This window comes from Cupriavidus pauculus (genome assembly GCF_008801835.1).
In the GTDB taxonomy this organism is placed as follows: Bacteria; Pseudomonadota; Gammaproteobacteria; order Burkholderiales; family Burkholderiaceae; genus Cupriavidus; species Cupriavidus pauculus.
The window spans coordinates 595,853-613,429 of sequence record NZ_VZOW01000001.1 but is presented as its reverse complement, the minus strand read 5'-3'; the positions used below and the strand labels follow the sequence as shown (position 1 = coordinate 613,429).

At 61.2% G+C, this 17,577-nt stretch carries 19 protein-coding genes; 12 read left to right on the top strand and 7 right to left on the bottom strand.

Annotation, left to right across the window (positions count from 1 at the left end):
* The first annotated feature begins 210 nt into the window (after window positions 1–210).
* Both F7R19_RS02665 and F7R19_RS02660 read left to right on the top strand, forming a co-directional pair.
* Window positions 211–1,824 (top strand): esterase/lipase family protein, encoded by a 1,614-nt coding sequence (locus F7R19_RS02665; protein WP_150979266.1) that lies wholly within the window; start codon window positions 211–213, stop codon window positions 1,822–1,824.
* On the top strand, window positions 1,821–2,900 hold the full coding sequence (locus F7R19_RS02660) for a T6SS immunity protein Tli4 family protein (protein ID WP_150979265.1): 1,080 nt from the start codon (window positions 1,821–1,823) through the stop codon (window positions 2,898–2,900). The genes F7R19_RS02665 and F7R19_RS02660 overlap by 4 nt, the downstream gene beginning before the upstream one ends.
* A 130-nt stretch (window positions 2,901–3,030) precedes the next feature.
* Here the strand turns inward: F7R19_RS02660 and F7R19_RS29650 are convergent, their stop codons facing one another.
* Complete coding sequence (locus F7R19_RS29650; protein ID WP_167585519.1) at window positions 3,031–3,207, bottom strand: hypothetical protein; 177 nt, start codon at window positions 3,205–3,207, stop codon at window positions 3,031–3,033.
* A gap of 144 nt (window positions 3,208–3,351) precedes the next feature.
* Window positions 3,352–4,008, bottom strand: coding sequence for a transcriptional repressor LexA (gene lexA / locus F7R19_RS02655; protein ID WP_061958217.1), 657 nt, complete (start codon window positions 4,006–4,008; stop codon window positions 3,352–3,354).
* 197 nt (window positions 4,009–4,205) lie between these two features.
* Between lexA and F7R19_RS02650 the strand changes: the two genes are divergently transcribed.
* The 8 genes from F7R19_RS02650 (at window position 4,206) to F7R19_RS02615 (ending at window position 10,099) form a co-directional block, all read left to right on the top strand.
* Window positions 4,206–5,213 (top strand): asparaginase, encoded by a 1,008-nt coding sequence (locus tag F7R19_RS02650; protein WP_150979264.1) that lies wholly within the window; start codon window positions 4,206–4,208, stop codon window positions 5,211–5,213.
* A 115-nt stretch (window positions 5,214–5,328) separates the two neighbouring features.
* Window positions 5,329–5,703, top strand: a complete 375-nt coding sequence (gene rpsF, locus F7R19_RS02645; RefSeq protein ID WP_061958219.1) for a 30S ribosomal protein S6 — start codon at window positions 5,329–5,331, stop codon at window positions 5,701–5,703.
* A 20-nt stretch (window positions 5,704–5,723) separates the two neighbouring features.
* Entirely contained in the window at window positions 5,724–6,023 is a 300-nt protein-coding gene (gene priB, locus F7R19_RS02640; RefSeq protein WP_061958220.1) for a primosomal replication protein N, read from the top strand.
* 3 nt (window positions 6,024–6,026) lie between these two features.
* Window positions 6,027–6,305: a 30S ribosomal protein S18 gene (rpsR, locus tag F7R19_RS02635; protein ID WP_006163606.1), complete on the top strand. Its 279-nt coding sequence runs from the start codon at window positions 6,027–6,029 to the stop codon at window positions 6,303–6,305.
* A gap of 29 nt (window positions 6,306–6,334) precedes the next feature.
* Entirely contained in the window at window positions 6,335–6,787 is a 453-nt protein-coding gene (rplI, locus tag F7R19_RS02630; RefSeq protein WP_061958221.1) for a 50S ribosomal protein L9, read from the top strand.
* Window positions 6,788–6,907: 120 nt separating this feature from the next.
* The gene (locus F7R19_RS02625; RefSeq protein WP_061958222.1) at window positions 6,908–8,299 is read left to right on the top strand and encodes a replicative DNA helicase; all 1,392 of its coding nucleotides are present in this window, start codon (window positions 6,908–6,910) and stop codon (window positions 8,297–8,299) included.
* 150 nt (window positions 8,300–8,449) lie between these two features.
* Window positions 8,450–9,076, top strand: a complete 627-nt coding sequence (locus F7R19_RS02620) for a DUF47 domain-containing protein (RefSeq protein WP_061958223.1) — start codon at window positions 8,450–8,452, stop codon at window positions 9,074–9,076.
* 12 nt (window positions 9,077–9,088) lie between these two features.
* Complete coding sequence (locus tag F7R19_RS02615; protein ID WP_061958224.1) at window positions 9,089–10,099, top strand: inorganic phosphate transporter; 1,011 nt, start codon at window positions 9,089–9,091, stop codon at window positions 10,097–10,099.
* A gap of 47 nt (window positions 10,100–10,146) precedes the next feature.
* Here F7R19_RS02615 and F7R19_RS02610 read toward each other — a convergent pair whose 3' ends face one another.
* The 5 genes from F7R19_RS02610 to F7R19_RS02590 all read right to left on the bottom strand — a co-directional run bounded on the left by F7R19_RS02610 (window position 10,147) and on the right by F7R19_RS02590 (window position 14,689).
* Window positions 10,147–10,848 carry a C40 family peptidase gene (locus F7R19_RS02610; RefSeq protein ID WP_150979263.1) on the bottom strand — a complete coding sequence of 234 codons (702 nt, stop codon included), beginning with the start codon at window positions 10,846–10,848 and terminating at the stop codon, window positions 10,147–10,149.
* 94 nt (window positions 10,849–10,942) lie between these two features.
* Window positions 10,943–11,422, bottom strand: a complete 480-nt coding sequence (locus tag F7R19_RS02605) for a hypothetical protein (RefSeq protein WP_150979299.1) — start codon at window positions 11,420–11,422, stop codon at window positions 10,943–10,945.
* A 180-nt stretch (window positions 11,423–11,602) separates the two neighbouring features.
* On the bottom strand, window positions 11,603–13,300 hold the full coding sequence (locus F7R19_RS02600) for a PhoH family protein (protein WP_061958226.1): 1,698 nt from the start codon (window positions 13,298–13,300) through the stop codon (window positions 11,603–11,605).
* A 362-nt stretch (window positions 13,301–13,662) separates the two neighbouring features.
* Entirely contained in the window at window positions 13,663–14,124 is a 462-nt protein-coding gene (locus F7R19_RS02595) for a peroxiredoxin (RefSeq protein ID WP_061958227.1), read from the bottom strand.
* A gap of 178 nt (window positions 14,125–14,302) precedes the next feature.
* Entirely contained in the window at window positions 14,303–14,689 is a 387-nt protein-coding gene (locus tag F7R19_RS02590) for an Mth938-like domain-containing protein (RefSeq protein WP_061958228.1), read from the bottom strand.
* Between the two features lie 294 nt (window positions 14,690–14,983).
* Between F7R19_RS02590 and F7R19_RS02585 the strand changes: the two genes are divergently transcribed.
* The gene (locus F7R19_RS02585) at window positions 14,984–16,213 is read left to right on the top strand and encodes a pyridoxal phosphate-dependent aminotransferase (RefSeq protein ID WP_061958229.1); all 1,230 of its coding nucleotides are present in this window, start codon (window positions 14,984–14,986) and stop codon (window positions 16,211–16,213) included.
* Between the two features lie 52 nt (window positions 16,214–16,265).
* On the top strand, window positions 16,266–17,576 hold the full coding sequence (locus tag F7R19_RS02580; protein ID WP_150979262.1) for a homoserine dehydrogenase: 1,311 nt from the start codon (window positions 16,266–16,268) through the stop codon (window positions 17,574–17,576).
* The last annotated feature ends 1 nt before the right edge of the window (window position 17,577 follow it).

Genomic DNA, 17,577 nt, shown 5'->3' with positions numbered 1-17,577 from the left:
ACGACGGCGCTCCGGCTCGGTCAGAATTTCGATGGGTTCCACGTAATGACTAGGCTTACTGATAGGCACAAGACTATCCCTTATTTTAAGAGAGTCCTTGTGTCCTCAGATACGTGGGGCCGCTCCATCTCCCACGAATAGGAGGGGCGAGCCTTCTTCTTTCAATGTCGGAACGTCATCTACTACGTCCCCGGATCTTTTGCAGCGTCTATGGATACTGAACGCATTTTGCCTCGCTACGTGAGCGATGATGGAGCAGTGCACTACACCTCGACCATGTCTGTACCAGATGACAGCGTCGGCGCGTGTTACTTGATACCGGATCGCATTATTCCAGTCATCTTCGTGCCAGGAATCATGGGATCGAATCTGATGGACTCTGAGCGCAATCCAGTTTGGCTCGTCGATAGCGTATGGAGCGTTGGTTCCAAATGGGCCACCGCGACACCAGCGGAGCGCAAGCTTGCACTCGCACCCGATATGACATTCGTCTGTCCATCAGGAGCGTTGCCGAGCAATACGCCCCACTCCCAAAACGAACTGCAACGTCGCGGCTGGGGCGAAGTGAGCGCCATGAGCTATGGCGATTTCCTGGCTTGGCTGGATCATCATCTGAATGACTACCACTCGGAGACCGCGCACGGTCGCAATGGTTTGCGCGCGGAATTGATGAAGCAGGTGCTCAAATCCGGCCCTACGCTTGCGCCGCTGACCCATGAGGAAGTCCTGGTGTCGTATCAGTACCAGTTTCCCGTGCATGCGGTGGGCTACAACTGGCTGGAATCCAATCGCACTTCTGCCGAGCGCTTGCAAAGCAAGGTTCGGGAGTTCACGACGTACTATCGGAACAAGGGTCGCCCATGCGAGAAGGTCATCCTTGTCACCCATTCGATGGGTGGGTTGGTCGCCCGCTACTATTCGGAAGTGCTCGGGGGCAGCAACGACATCCTGGGCATCGTCCACGGTGTGATGCCCGCCACAGGGGCGGCCGCCGCTTATAAGAGGGTGAAGGCCGGTACCGAAGGTGCGGCCGGGCTGGCGCTGGGCGATAACGCAGCCGCAGTGACGGCCGTCTTTGCGCAAGCACCCGGCGCACTGCAATTGCTTCCCAGCCCGGACTACGGTATGGGTTGGTTAAAAATCCGCGACTACGATCGCAACGTCAGCTTGCCGAAGCAGGATCCGTATGAGGAAATTTATTTGCAGCGAGGCAAGTGGTGGGGCCTCATTGGCGATCGATTCCTGAATCCGCTTGATCCAAAAAGGCAAACACTCGATCAAGATTGGCGTGGGTTTAAGGATCTCATCAACACTCATGTCAGGACTTTTCATACCAAAATCAGCGGTAAATACCATCCCAATACCTACGTCTTCTACGGTGACGATCAGAACGCCAAGACTTGGGGCGATGTCACCTGGAAGCGTACCATCAGCCCCAACATGGATGGCAGCATCCCGAAGCTCGTGCCCTATGTACGGGATCTGGAAGGTGGGCAGGTGCAATGGGACCACGGCTATGGCCGCCAAGGCGTATCGATCGAGGGTGGATTGCCAGGCGACAGCGCTTACTTCGTTCTGCAGGCACCGGATGAAACGGGAGATGGCACGGTGCCGGCGCGCTCCGGCAAGGCACCCCGCGGGCGGAAAGGTGTTCAGGCATGCGTGCCCTTCTCGGGTTTCGGTCACGAGGGCGCATACAAGGACGAACCTGAACCGGGTCTGTTGAACTGGAGCAAGAACGAAGAGCGCAAACGCTTCACCCTCTGGGCCATCACCCGGATTGCCCATCGGATTCAAAGTACGGACATGGCATGCGTCCTATGAAGCGAGTTCTGGCCGCAATGGCGGCCGTTTGCCTTGCTCTCTCACTGCAGGGATGCAACCGCCACCGACCCCTTACCTCCCAGGAACAAGCCATTGTGAAAAACTTGACTGCACACCTGACGCCACGCTGCGTGGGTCGCTATCTGATCGACATGCCGGCCGACGTCCATATCTTCCAGTCCATCAAGGTCGAGGGGGTACACATCAGCACCGAGCCCATGACGATCGATGCACACCGTCGGGCGATTCAAAATCGTAGCGATGAGCTGACGACTGCAAAGAGCTATTTCGGCTATCGGTTTCTGTATGCCGACCAGGAAGTCAAAGGGATTCCGGATTCTCGGTACTTCGTATCTTTGGGAAGTATTTACGAAGATCCGGACAGCATACGCATCATCGAAGCCTACAGATGGAACAGTGGGCATCAAATCAAAATGCAGGTCGCAGCGTCTTCGGCAAAGGATTCGCTGTACTTCAAGGATCAACCCTCTATCAGAGACGATCCTGACATGAACAATGTCTCCGAGCGCCTTAGCCAAGTCATTTCACTGCTATCGAGGGCCAGAGGGCGCTCCGATGATGAGATCCCAAGCGAGCCGGGAGTGTGTTTCCAAGGTGGATTCTTGCAGGGCAAGGCAGCGGACCGTGAGCAACTAAAGACGAAGTTCGTCCTGGCAGGGCATCACGATGTCAACTTCAATTTGAATTCGTATTCTCATATCGTGACCAGTGACTCGTTATTGCAGCGCGGCGCAGAGATCGGTGAAGCTATGAGTCGAAACAACGGACGCACCCTGCGGAAGGGCACCGTGGAATTGCCGGGCATTCCTACCGAAGAATGGCTGATGGCGGGCATCACTGTGATGGAAATTCCTGGGTTTCATTTCAGACTCGAAGGTAATGCCAGGATAGGCAGTCCCCACTCCCCATTCATCGCCCTCGAGTTGGATGTGGGCGCGCCCAACAAACTGTTAAATCTGCATGAGCTGGATCGCGTTTCCCTAACCGAAGGCGAGTCCATCGCCCTCTGGGACAAGGTGACGCGCACTCTGCGGCCACGGCCCAACGCGTTCTGAGGGAGCCATCTCCAGTGTGCTCCCGCCGGGTATCGACTATCCATGACCCGGCGCGCTAATAGTCTCTATCCCACCTTCACCCCGCGCCGATTCGATCGGCGCGGGCCTTCACGTCTTCGACCTCGGGGCCTCAGACAGCAAGTGGTTTCGCCGGCAGATCGTCGAGTTCAAGCATGCGGCAGATTGCCGCCATATTGCCGACCATCGTGCGGCGCTGGGCGCCCTGGTAGACGCGGACGCCCTTGATCTGGCGGAACGGCACCGGTTTGACTGGGCGACGGGAAGCGACGGTGTTCGATTGCAGCATGGCAGCACCTCGTAATTTGCGACAGCAAGAGTCCGCGCCCGTCGTCCTGAGAGGACGGGGCGGCATGGGCAAAGCAAAGCGGGTGACCAGGGCAGAAGGTTGTACTGCCTGGTCCAGACTGGGAGCCTGGGTGTCTCGCTAAGGCTAGAATCCTGACGACCGGATCAGGCCAACAGCGATGCCTTCCAGTGAAAATTCGTCTCGTCCGGACTCGAGCACGATGTTTGCGAAGTCCGGGTTCTCGGCGATCAGTTCGATCGATTCGCCGCGTTTCTTCAGGCGTTTGACGGTGACATCCTCGCCGATGCGCGCCACCACGATCTTTCCGTTCGGTGCTTCGTTGGCTTTCTTTACGGCCAGCAGGTCGCCGTCCAGGATGCCTGCATCGCGCATGCTCAGGCCGCGCACGCGTAACAGATAATCGGGGCGCTCATCGAACACCGATGCATCCACCTGGTATTGGCGATCTATATGTTCGGCCGCCAGGATGGGGCTGCCTGCCGCGACGCGGCCAACCAGCGGCAGCGTCAATTGCAGCACGCCTGCCATCGGCAAGGAAAATTGGTCCGGCCGCTCGGAATCGCTGCGCGAAACCTTTAGCCGGATGCCCCGCGATGCACCGGGCGTTAACTCGATAACACCCTTGCGCGCAAGCGCTCGCAGGTGCTCCTCAGCCGAATTGGGAGAGGAGAAGCCGAATTCGGCGGCGATTTCAGCGCGCGTCGGCGGGAAGCCTGTACGCTGAATTGCATCGCGGATCAGATCGAAAATCTGCTGCTGCCGGGGTGTCAGGGTCGCCATGGTTCGCCGGTCTCGTGCCGAAGCACTGTATGTTTAAACAGTATGCTGTGATTTTATACAGTATCGAGTGAAGTGCAAGCACAATTTGCAGCGGGCTTGCAAAGCCGTGGGTGGCCGTTGCTGCGCGCGGGTTTGCCGCGGTTGGGGCGCGCGGGCGTGACGGATACAATCGCCGGGCTCCAACTTACTGATCAGACATGTCAGCTTCCTTGCCTCGAATCGTCATCCTCGCCACGGGCGGCACGATTGCCGGCTCGTCCGGAAACCCCGCCAGCAGCGCCCGCTACCAGGCGGCGACCGTGCCGGTATCGCAGCTCGTAGACGCTGTGCCCGCGCTCGCTGCCGTCGCGCGGATCGAGACCGAGCAAGTGGCGCAGATCGATAGCAAGGACCTGCGGTTCGACTTGTGGGAGCGCCTGGCTGCACGGTTGGCGTACTGGTCCACCAGCGATGATGTCGACGGAATAGTGATCACGCACGGGACCGATACACTTGAAGAAACGGCGATGTTCCTGCACCTGACGCAGGCTTGCCCGATTCCCATCGTCATGACGGCGGCCATGCGGCCCTCCACGTCGCTGTCGGCGGATGGGCCCTTGAACTTGCTCGATGCGGTGCGCGTGGCTGGCAGCACCGAGGCGCGAGGGAAGGGAGTGTTGGTGGTATTGAACCAGCAGATTCATGCGGCGCGCGATGTCGCCAAGATGCACACATCGGCGGTCGATGCGTTCGCCTCGCCGGCGGGCGGTCCGCTGGGATTCGTCCAGGACGCATATATTCGATTCCATCGCGCACCAGCCGAGGGCCGGGTGCCGGTGCAGCGTCTGCCCGTACCGGCTCACTGGCCGGAGGTGGAAATTGTGTCGAGCTATGCGCAACCCGGTCGCATCGCGGTCGATGCCCTGGTTGCCGCGGGTGTGCAGGGGCTTGTCGTCGCGGCGGCCGGGAATGGGTCGATCCACGAAACGCTGGCGGCGGCGCTGGCCGATGCGGCTGGCCAGGGCGTGGCGGTGGTGCGCAGCTCCCGCACCGGTGCCGGGCATGTCGCTATTCCAGAGAAGGTCCGCCCGGAAGTGGGCATGTTTGCCTCGGCCATGGACCTGAATCCCTATAAGGCGCGCGTGTTGCTCATGCTGCTGTTGGCGGCCGATCCGCCCCTGGTGCGCGACCCGCAGCGGCTGCAGGCGCTGTTTGCCGCACACTGAAGCCAATCCGGTACGTATCCTTGCGGGTCATCCGGTTTTCGGGCTATACTCGCCGGCTATCCAACCTTGCCGCACCGGACTTGACGCCCGGGTGGCTCATCCATAAGGAGCGTCAATGCGTCATTACGAAATCGTATTTATCGTCCATCCGGACCAGAGCGAACAAGTTCCGGCGATGATCGAGCGCTACAAGCAGCTGGTCACGTCGCAAAACGGTCAGGTTCATCGCGTGGAAGACTGGGGCCGCCGTCAGATGGCCTACATGATCCAGAAGCTGGCCAAGGCTCACTACGTTTGCCTGAACATCGAATGCGGCAAGGACACGCTGGCTGAACTCGAACACGCGTTCAAGTTCAACGACGCCGTGCTGCGTCACCTGATCGTCCAGACCAAGAAGGCCGAAACCGCTCCTTCGCCGATGATGAAGGAAGTTCAGCGCGAAGAAGCCCGCAAGGCAGCGCAAACGACCACGGAAGGTCAGGCCGCCTAAGTGCGGACTGCTGTGTCGCGGTGAACCAGCTACGGCTGACCGCCACGCTCGCGGAGCGGGACACGCTGCGCTATACCCCTGCCGGAGTGCCCGTCGTCAACTGCTTTCTGCAGTACGCGGGCGAGGCAGTCGAGGCGGAAACGCCCCGGCAGGTGGAATTTGCGATCGTGGCCATGGGCATAGGCGCCATGGCTCAGCGGCTCGAGCGGTTCCCGCTTGGCGCGCTGCTCGACTGCGAGGGATTTCTGGCTCGCAAGCACCGCAACAGCAAGACACTGATCTTTCACATCACTCGATGTAAAGCATTCGAAAAGGATTGAATCATGGCATTCGTCAAACGTGACAACAAGAACAAGAAGCGCTTCCAGCAACAGAACCCGCTGTTCAAGCGTAAGCGTTTCTGCCGCTTCACGGTGGCTGGCGTCGAACAGATCGACTACAAGGATCTGGACACGCTGAAGGACTTCATCGGCGACAACGGCAAGATCACGCCGGCCCGTCTGACCGGTACCAAGGCGCACTATCAGCGTCAGCTGGATACGGCCATCAAGCGCGCCCGCTTCCTGGCGCTGATGCCGTACACCGACCTGCACAAGAACTGATAGCCCAGGACCGCAAGGAGAAATATACGATGCAAGTCATTCTGCTGGAAAAAGTCATCAACCTGGGCAACCTCGGCGATATCGTTCGCGTGAAGGACGGTTACGCACGTAACTTCCTGATCCCGACCAAGCGCGCTCGCCGTGCTACGCAAACCGCCATCGCCGAATTCGAAGTGAAGCGCGCTGAGCTGGAAAAGGCCGCCGCCGAGAAGCTGGCCGCTGCGCAAACCGAAGGCGAAAAGCTGAACGGCCTGACCGTCCAGATCACCCAGAAGTCGGGTGTGGACGGCCGTCTGTTCGGTTCGGTGACCAACGCCGACATCGCCGAAGCCCTGGATGGCCAAGGCTTCAAGGTCGAGAAGTCGCAAGTGCGCCTGCCGAACGGTCCGCTGAAGATGGTTGGCGATTACACCGTTGGCGTTTCGCTGCACACCGACGTGCTGGTCGACGTGACCGTGTCCGTTCTGGGCGAGCACGTCTAAGTTGTACTTTGCTTGCGATGTGCCGGCGAAGCGCTGGCACGTCCCATGCGCCCAAAGGCAGGAGCCATGCTCCTGCCTTTTTTGTTTGCGCGGCCTCTGGCGCCGCTATAATTGCCCCCCATGAACGCGCCCGCCGCAGACCCCCAACTAGATAGTCTCAAAGTCCCTCCTCACTCGATCGAGGCCGAGCAGTCGGTGCTCGGCGGGCTGTTGCTGGATAACGCCGCATGGGACAGGATTGCCGATTTCCTTTCCGAAGCGGATTTCTACCGTTTTGACCATCGCCTGATTTTCCAGAGCATTGCGCGCCTGATTTCGGCGACCAAGCCTGCGGACGTGATCACCGTCTATGAAATGCTTCAGGTAGCGGGCAAAGCCGAGGAGGTCGGCGGGCTTGCCTACCTGAATTCGCTGGCGCAAAACACGCCAAGCGCGGCGAATATCCGCCGTTACGCGGAAATCGTGCGCGAGCGGTCCGTGTTGCGAAAACTCGTCACGGTCGCCGACGACATTGCCTCGGCCGCCTTCGCGCCCAAGGGTCGCGAAGTGCGCGAACTGCTCGACGAAGCCGAATCGAAGGTTTTTGCCATCGCGGAAGAAGGATCGCGCGGCCAGAAGGGTTTCCAGGAAATCCAGCCGCTGCTGACGCAGGTGGTGGAGCGTATCGACGAGCTTTACCATCGCGACACATCCACGGATGTGACCGGTGTGCCCACCGGTTTCATCGACCTCGACCGGATGACCAGCGGCATGCAGGCCGGCGACCTGATCATTGTGGCCGGTCGCCCGTCGATGGGTAAGACCGCGTTTTCGCTGAACATCGGCGAGCATGTGGCGGTCGAGCAAGGCTTGCCGGTGGCCGTGTTCTCCATGGAAATGGCGGGCGTTCAGCTGGCCATGCGTATGCTTGGTTCGGTGGGCCGGCTCGATCAGCATCGGCTGCGTACTGGCCGCTTACTCGACGAGGACTGGCCGCGCCTGACGCATTCGATCCAGCGCATGAACGATGCGCAGCTATTCATCGACGAGACGCCCGCCCTGAACCCGATGGAGCTGCGTGCGCGCTCGCGCCGGCTGGCGCGCCAGTGCGGGCAGTTGGGCCTGATCATCATCGATTACCTGCAGTTGATGTCCGGTTCCGGTGGCGGCGAGAACCGCGCCACGGAGATTTCGGAAATCTCCCGGTCATTAAAGGGGTTGGCCAAGGAACTCAATTGTCCGGTTATCGCGCTGTCCCAGTTGAACCGGAGCCTCGAACAACGCCCCAACAAGCGGCCCGTGATGTCGGATCTGCGCGAATCGGGCGCTATCGAACAGGATGCCGACGTGATCTTGTTTATTTACCGCGACGAAGTCTACAACCCCGACTCGCAGGACAAGGGCACGGCCGAGATCATCATCGGCAAGCAGCGTAACGGCCCGATCGGCACGGTCCGTCTCACTTTCCTCGGTCAGTTCACGAAGTTCGACAACTTCAGCGGCGGTCCTGCGTTCTTCGACAACGACACCTGATATCCACGGGTTACACCGCTGGACGGTGCAACCCTGTAAAATATTGCGCTTTGATGACAGCCGCCCACGAGGCGGCTGTCGTGCAATTGCTCTGCCTCCCATTTGCAACACAACCGAGCGCTGCCGTGAGGCGCGCCACAAGGACATTTCATGTTCGGTCGATTCATGCCCACTGAGGGCAAGTTCTTCGAATACTTCAACCAGCACGCCGACTGCGCAGTGACCGCCGCTCACGAGCTCGAGGCGCTGGTCAACGATCTGCCCAACGCCGAGGCACACGCCCGCCGCGTGCAGGCAACGGAAAAGAAGGCAGACCGTGTCACGCACGATACGATCGATCTGCTCCACAAGACGTTCATCACGCCGCTCGATCGAGACGAGATCCACAAGCTCATCACCACCATGGATGACATTCTCGATCTGATGGAGGATGTTGCCGAGACGATCTCGCTGTACGACGTGACGCACCTCACCGACGAGGCGCGTCGCCTGGCCACCATCTGCGTGCAATGCTGCGATCAGGTCAAGATCGCGGTTGGACTGCTTGAAGACATGGGCAACGCCAGCACGATCCTGAAGACGGCGCAGCAGATCGACCAGCTTGAATCCGAAGCGGACCGCGTGATGCGCTCGGCCATGTCGAAGCTGTTCCGCGAGGAAACCGATGTCAAGCGCCTGATCAAGCTGAAGGCGATCTACGAGCAGCTCGAGTCCATTACCGACAAGTGCGAAGACGTAGCAAACATCATCGAAGGCATCGTCCTGGAAAACGCCTGAGGCTCACACTGCATGCATACAGTACAAATGAGCTTATGGGTGATCGGCCTGCTGGTCGTGCTCGCGTTGCTGTTCGATTTCATGAACGGTTTCCACGACGCCGCCAACTCGATCGCCACGGTGGTCTCCACCGGCGTCCTGAAACCGCATCATGCGGTCGCCATGGCGGCGATGTGCAATGTGGTGGCGATCTTTATCTTTCATCTGAAAGTTGCGGCCACGGTCGGCACCGGGACCATTGACGTCAATATCGTCGATCACTATGTGATCTTCGGCGCGTTGGTCGGGGCGATAGCCTGGAACGTCATTACGTGGTTCTACGGCATTCCGTCGTCGTCGTCGCACGCGCTGATCGGCGGTCTGGTGGGCGCCGCGGTGGCCAAGGCGGGCACCGGCGCGCTGGTGGGCCATGGCCTGCTGAAGACCGTTGCCTTTATCCTGATCTCCCCGCTGCTGGGCTTCATCCTCGGCTCGATCATGATGGTGATCGTGGGCTGGACCTTCTTTCGCACGCCGCCGTCGCGTGTGGACCGCTGGTTCCGTCGTCTGCAGCTGGTGTCGGCGTCGCTTTACAGCCTTGGGCATGGCGGCAACGATGCGCAGAAGACCATCGGCATCATCTGGATGCTGCTGATCGCGAGCGGCCATGTCGCGGTGGGCGGCGAGGCGCCGCCGATGTGGGTGATCGTTTCCTGCTATGTGGCAATCGGCATGGGCACGCTGTTCGGCGGCTGGCGGATCGTGCGCACAATGGGGCAGAAGATCACCAAGCTCAAGCCGGTAGGCGGCTTTTGCGCGGAGACCGGCGGAGCGATGACATTGTTCATCGCATCGGCATTGGGTGTTCCGGTGTCTACCACCCACACAATTACCGGCGCGATTGTCGGCGTCGGCTCGGCGCAAAAAATGTCCGCGGTGCGCTGGGGCGTGGCGGGAAACATCGTCTGGGCCTGGGTGCTGACGATTCCCGCGTCTGCATTCATGTCCGCCATTGCGTGGTGGATCGGCAAGCAAATCCTATAAATGCCAGTTCGCGATGTCAAAAAGCCAGGCGATTTTGCCTGGCTTTTTTATTGATTAGCGAACGCCGCGATGGGATCGTCGTCGGCCGGCGCTGCGGCGGTTGATGCCGGCGGAGCGAGAGGCGTCGCGGGCGCGATTGGCGGGGCTGGCAGCGGTGCAGGGGACGTCGAAGGCGCAGGTGTCATGGGCAGGTTGCTGGCCGACACCACACGTCGTGCGCCGTTGTAGCGCGATGCCCAGTATGACTTGCTCATGTCTTCCAGGCGAACGGTGCCGCCCGTAGCTGGCGCATGGACAAACCGGTTCTGGCCAACATAGATGCCGACATGCGAATTGGAGCGGCCGGTGGTGTTGAAAAACACCAGATCGCCGGAAGCCACGTCGCTGCGCTCAAGGGATGTGCCGCGCTGGCCCATCTGCTCGGTCGTACGCGGCAGGTTGACGTTGGCGGCCCGCTGCACCACGTAGCGCACCAGGCCGCTGCAATCGAAGCCGGAATCGGGCGTGTTGCCGCCGTATCGGTAGGGCGTACCTACCAGGGACATCGCCTGGATCGAGATTTCCTCGAGTCCGGCGCTGGGATCCACCATCGGTTTGCCGGGCGCGCGCGGCGATGACGCCGTGTGGCGGGCAGGCGGGCCGCCGGCGCAAGCGGCCAGCAGAAGCGCCGCGGCGCACAGGGCCGCCAGCGCGATTCTTGGCACTGCATTCGGGTACGGCTCGGGTGGTGAAAGCTGACGCTCTGGCATCCTTCTCATCAAAAGTTGCCGGGTCAGATTTCAGTCCGCAGAAATTCCAGCTGGCAAAAACTTCAGCTGGAGGAAAACGGGCTGCCAGCGCGGGCTACCAGCGCAATTGCGCGTTGCGTGTGCCGGTGCTGATCTTGATGGACTTAGGCTGACCCTTGTAATTGGCCTCGATATTGTAGCTGCCTTCGGGCGCACGTATCAGGCAGCGGGGACCGGCCGCGCGGAAACTGGCAACAGTCTGGCCATCCATTGTTACTTTTACGTCAACATCGGCCAGGAATTCCCCGCCCGAGCCCTGCGTAAACAGAATGCCGAGGTTGAAATTCTTTTCCTGCTCGGCCAACTTCGCGCGCTCGTCTTCGGCAATGCCGCCGCACACATAGCTGATCGGCCCAGTGGTGCGAATCACCATTTCATCGGCCGCCTTGGCCGGCTGCCATGCCGCGGCCAGCAGGGCGGTTGCCCCGATCAATGCGCAAAGCACGATGCGTTTGCGCCGCGCGGTGCGCGCGCTGTGTGAAAACAACGTCCGGTTGTTCGACAAGTACCGGCTGAATGATTGCGGTCTATTCATCGACGCCTCCGTATCGACTCGAATCCCGCTCATCATAGCCGGGCTGGACGGCGCTGGCTGTCGGCGGAACGCCGACGCCGTGCGCCAGACCACACGATGCGATCCGGCCATCGACCAACCGCGAGGCGGCCAGTCGATGGCGTCGTCAGACTTACACCGCTATTGCCGTTGGTGCGATGGCTACAGCACGTCGGCGGCGTGATCGGCCAGGCGCGAGCGCTCGCCGCGCGCCAGCGTGACATGGCCGCTGTGGCTCCAGCCCTTGAAACGATCAACCACGTAGGTCAGCCCCGACGATCCTTCGGTGAGGTACGGTGTGTCGATCTGCGCGATGTTGCCCAGGCAGACGATCTTGGTACCGGGGCCGGCGCGCGTGACCAGCGTTTTCATCTGCTTCGGCGTCAGATTCTGGGCCTCGTCGATGATTACGAACTTGTTCACGAAGGTGCGGCCACGCATGAAATTCATGCTCTTGACCTTGATGCGCGAGCGGATCAGCTCCTGCGTGGCCGCGCGGCCCCATTCTCCCGCGCTGTCATCGCTCTTCTGCAGCACTTCGAGGTTGTCGTCGAATGCGCCCATCCAGGGCTGCATTTTTTCTTCCTCGGTGCCGGGCAGGAAGCCGATGTCTTCGCCGACCGGCACGGTGGCGCGCGTGACGATGATCTCGTTGTACAGTTTCTGGTCCAGCACCTGTTCCAGGCCGGACGCCAGCGCCAGCAGCGTCTTGCCGGTCCCAGCCTGACCCAGCAACGTCACGAAATCGACATCCGGGCTCATCAGCAGGTTCAGCGCGAAGTTTTGCTCGCGATTGCGCGCCACTACGCTCCACACGTTGTTCTTGTTGTGGGTGTAGTCCTTCAGCGTCTGCAGCAGGGCGGTCTTGCCGTTGATTTCCTTGACTTGCGCATAGAGCGGCAGGCTGCCGTCCATCGGCTCCAGATAGACGAACTGGTTGACCAGGAACGACGGCACCAGCGGCCCGGTTAGGCGATAGAACATCGTGCCCGACTTCGGATCCTGCCAGCTTTCCACGCCCTTGCCATGCTTGGCCCAGAAATCGTTGGGCAGTTGCATCACGCCCGAGTAGAGCAGGTCCTTGTCTTCGAGGACCTGATCGTTAAAGTAGTCCTCGGCCGGCAGCCCCAGAGCGCGCGCCTTGATGCGCATGTTGATGTCTTTCGACACCAGCACCACCTGGCGTTCGGGGTATTGCTGCTGAAGCGCGCTGACCACACCCAGGATCTGATTGTCGGCCTTGCCCTGGGGCAACCCTTCGGGCAGCTTGATGTCGTTCAGGCGAGTCTGAAAGAACAGCTTGCCTGCGGCGTCGCGGTTGCCAAGCGTGGCCAGCGGCAGTCCTTCGTCGAGCACGCCGTCGGTGCCGCCAACGAGCTGGTCGAGCGTGCGGCTGACCATGCGCGCGTTGCGCGCGACTTCGCTCATCCCTTTCTTGTGGTTGTCCAGTTCCTCGAGCGTCATCATCGGCAGATAGATGTCGTGCTCTTCGAAGCGGAACAGCGAGCTTGGATCGTGCATCAGCACGTTGGTGTCCAGCACGAACAGCTTGCTTGGGCCGGAGGCCTTGCGCGAGCGGCGCGTCGGGCCGGCGGACGGCTTGACCAGGCTGACAGAAGGCGATGCGGGCGCGGTGGTGGCCGGCGCGGGGGCGTCGGATGTCCGGGCGCGGGCCGGGCTGGCGGCGCGGCCTTGGGTAACCGGGGCCTCGGCTTCGCCGGTCTCGAGCAGCGCTGCACGCTCAAGCACCGGCACGGGTTTTTTTCCCTGCGCGGCTTTGGCCTTGGGTAGTGTGACCGGGGCGAATTCGCTCGGGTCCAGCAGTTGGGCAGGCTTGGCGGGCATGGTAGGCAGCGGCATGCTTGGCTTTCCTTTCAGGGGACTAACGGGGGCGAAAAAGCTGGCGTACAAACCAACCAACGACAGAAAACCGGAAAACCGAAGGGGTCAGGCGTGAACAAACAAAAAAGCCGCCAGGCCTGTGGAACAGGTGTGGCGGCTTGCTTGCGGACCCGCGACGCGGCAGGTCCGCTACCAGCCCGGGGACTGAGGCTCCTGGGCCGGTACGAAACAGCAGCGTGGCAACTGGGATCGGAACGCATTGAGAGCCAATGTATCCGAACGTTTTCGGTTTGGCAATCGGTCAGATTCAGGTTGCTGCGACGCTGTTGTGGCTTCCTTGCGTCACCCGCGCGCGGCCGGGGCGATGCCTGCGCGCCGTCCTACATGCCCTTCACGATCTCCAGCACGTCGTCGACATGGTTGGGCACTTTGATGCCCCGCATTTCGTGGCGCAACACGCCCTTGGCGTCGATCACGAAGGTGCTGCGCTCAATCCCGCGCACTTCCTTGCCATACATCTTTTTCATCTTGATGACGTCGAAGATATTGCAGATCGCCTCGTCGACATCGGCGATCAGTTCGAAAGGCAATTCCAGTTTGGCCTTGAAGTTCTCATGCGACTTCAGGCTGTCGCGCGAAATGCCGAAGACCACGGCGCCGGCCTTTTCGAACGCGTCGTATTGATCGCGGAAATTCATCGCCTCCGTGGTGCATCCCGGTGTGTTGTCCTTCGGGTAGAAGTACAGCACCAGAGTCTTGCCGCGCTGTTCGGCAAGACGGAAATCCCCGCCGGTGGCGGGGGCGTGGAAGTCGGGGACGGCCTTGTTGAGACTGACGGTCATGCTGGGGGCTCTCCTTGGAAGGCGAAGCGTGATCGGTGGCGGCGGCTCGTTGCGTTCCGGACCTGCGCCATTGGCGGGTGCAGATTGGGGCAGTCGGCCGGACTTCAAGCGTGGCGCGCACTTAACCTGGGCGCAGGGCGTGACGATAACCCGGCGGTCGCGCCTCGCCAAGCGGCGCTCAGTCCTGCGCCGCGGGCTCCACCAGTAGCACCGCCGCGACCTTGCGGCCTTCGGCCATCAGGATATTGTAGGTACGGCACGCGGCCTGCAAGTCCATGGCGTCGACGCCGATGTGGCGCCGAGCCAGCGCCGCGGTCAGGCGCGGGTGCGGAAAGCGCAGCCGGGCGCCGGTGCCCAGCAGCACCACTTCCGGGTTTCTTTCCAGCAAGGCTTCGAAGTGGGCGGCGTCGAGGTCCTCGAAGCGGCTGGCTGGCCAGGGTTCGATGTCGCCTTCGGGCATCACGAGGACCGACTGGTTGTGGCGGACCGCGTTGATTTCGATGTATCCGGGACCATAGCCGGTCACGGTATTGAGGTTCAGGGGCTTATCGGCGTGGAGTTTCAAGACGGGGGCCTCATGCCGCGGGGATGGTCCGGTTGTCCGGCGTCGGGGGCCAGCAGGACGGGCGGCGGGTTGGTGGCAGGATCGTGCGCGCAAGCGCCCAAAAGGCTCGCTGCAATGCAAGAATCCATGCCGAAGTCTGTCATAATCCGATATCTTATAGCTTTTGCCCCCCGGTCTGCCACGCTCGCCGTTGCCTGGCGACACGCGCCGCCAGACACCCAGGACCATCCAGCAGAATTTCCACGACCGCTGCCGCGGAGACCGGCAGCTTGCCCTGACCTTGCCAACATCGCCGTGAAACCCATCCAGAAATCGAACAAGCTCCAGAACGTTTGCTATGACATCCGCGGCCCGGTACTGGAAAAGGCCAAGCAGATGGAGGAGGAAGGGCACAAGATCATCAAGCTGAACATCGGCAACCTGGCCGTGTTCGGCTTCGACGCCCCGGAAGAAATCCAGCAGGACATGATGCGCAACCTGCCGAATTCGGCGGGCTATTCCGATTCCAAGGGCATCTTCGCCGCGCGCAAGGCGATCATGCACTACACCCAGGAAAAGAAGATCCAGGGCGTGGGGCTGGACGACATCTACGTGGGCAACGGCGCCTCCGAGCTGATCGTGATGTCGATGAATGCGCTGCTGAACGGCGGGGACGAAGTCCTGGTGCCGGCGCCCGATTATCCGCTGTGGACGGCCGCGGTGAGCTTGTCGGGCGGCACGCCGGTGCACTATGTCTGCGACGAGGCCAACGAGTGGATGCCGGACCTCGACGACATTCGCCGCAAGATCACGCCCAACACGCGCGCCATCGTCATCATCAATCCGAACAACCCCACCGGGGCGCTGTATTCGGATGACCTGCTCAAGGAGATCGTGGTCATCGCGCGCGAGCACGGCCTGATCATTTTCGCCGACGAGATCTACGACAAGGTCCTGTATGACGGTCACACCCATACGTCGATCGGATCGCTGTCCACCGATGTGCTGACGGTGACCTTCAACGGCCTGTCGAAGAACTACCGCTCGTGCGGCTATCGTGCAGGCTGGATGGTGGTCTCGGGCGACAAGCGGCCGGCGCAGGACTACATCGAGGGCCTGAACATGCTGTCGTCGATGCGGCTGTGCGCCAACGTGCCGGCGCAATGGGCGATCCAGACCGCGCTGGGCGGCTACCAGAGCATCAACGACCTGGTTGGCGAAGGCGGCCGGCTGCGCCGCCAGCGCGACCTGGCCCATGCGCTGATCACGCAGATCCCTGGCATCACCTGCGTCAAGCCAAAGGCCGCGCTGTACCTGTTCCCGAAACTCGACCTGTCGATGTATCCGATCCAGGACGATCAGGAATTCATCTACGAACTGCTGCAGGAATCGAAGGTGCTGCTGGTGCAGGGCACCGGCTTCAACTGGGGCGCGCCGGACCATTTCCGGATCGTGTTCCTGCCGCACGAAGAAGACCTGCGCGAGGCGGTCAGCCGCGTCGCGCGCTTCCTCGAAAGCTATCGCAAACGTCACGGCACGCGCTAAAGCCGGCCGAACGCCCCCATTTCCGTATCAAGCAAACCAGAGTCAGACGTCCATGAATCCCATCAAAGTCGGCCTTCTCGGCATCGGTACCGTCGGTAGCGGCACGTTCAACGTGCTCAAGCGCAATCAGGAAGAAATCCGTCGCCGCGCAGGCCGCGGCATCGAGATTGCGGTGGTGGCCGACCTGAACACCGAACGCGCCCGCGAACTGACCGGTGGCACGGTGGACGTGGTCAGCGATGCCAACGAAGTCGTCACGCGCCCGGATATCGATATCGTCGTCGAACTGATCGGCGGCTACGGCATCGCCCGCGAACTGGTGCTCAAGGCCATCGAAAACGGCAAGCATGTGGTCACCGCCAACAAGGCGCTGCTGGCCGTGCATGGCAACGAGATCTTCGAAGCGGCGCGCAGGAAGGGCGTGATCGTGGCGTTCGAGGCCGCGGTCGCTGGCGGCATCCCCATCATCAAGGCACTGCGCGAAGGCCTGACCGCCAATCGCATCCAGTGGATCGCCGGCATCATCAACGGCACCACCAATTTCATCCTGTCCGAAATGCGCGACAAGGGGCTCGATTTCGACGTCGTGCTCAAGGAAGCCCAGCAGCTTGGCTATGCCGAAGCCGATCCGACCTTCGATATCGAAGGGATCGACGCCGCGCACAAGGTGACGCTGATGAGCGCGATCGCGTTCGGCATGCCGGTGCAGTTCGACCGCGCTCACGTCGAAGGCATCACGCGACTGTCCGCCGTCGACATCAAGTACGCCGAGGAACTGGGCTACCGCATCAAGTTGCTGGGCATCACGCGCCGGCGCGAAGAAGGCGTGGAACTGCGCGTGCATCCCACGCTGGTGCCGGCGTCGCGCCTGATCGCCAATGTCGAAGGCGCGATGAACGCGGTGCTGGTGCAGGGCGACGCAGTGGGTGCGACGCTGTACTACGGCAAGGGCGCCGGCGCCGAGCCGACCGCGTCGGCCGTGATCGCCGATCTGGTCGATGTGACCCGCCTGCACACCGCCGACCCGAACCATCGCGTGCCGCATCTGGCGTTCCAGCCCGACGAACTGTCGAGCGTGCCCGTGCTGCCGATCGACGAGGTCACCAGCTCGTATTACCTGCGCATGCGCGTGTCCGACGAAACCGGCGTGCTGGCAGAGATCACGCGCATCCTGGCCGAAGCGGGCATCAGCATCGATGCGATGCTGCAGAAGGAATCGCGCGAAGGCGAGCCGCAGACCGACATCATCATCCTTACGCACCTCACGCGTGAAAAGCACGTCAATGCCGCGATCCGCAGCATCGAGGGCCTGTCTACGGTGCTGTCCGCCGTCACGCGCCTGCGCATGGAAGAACTGAATTAAG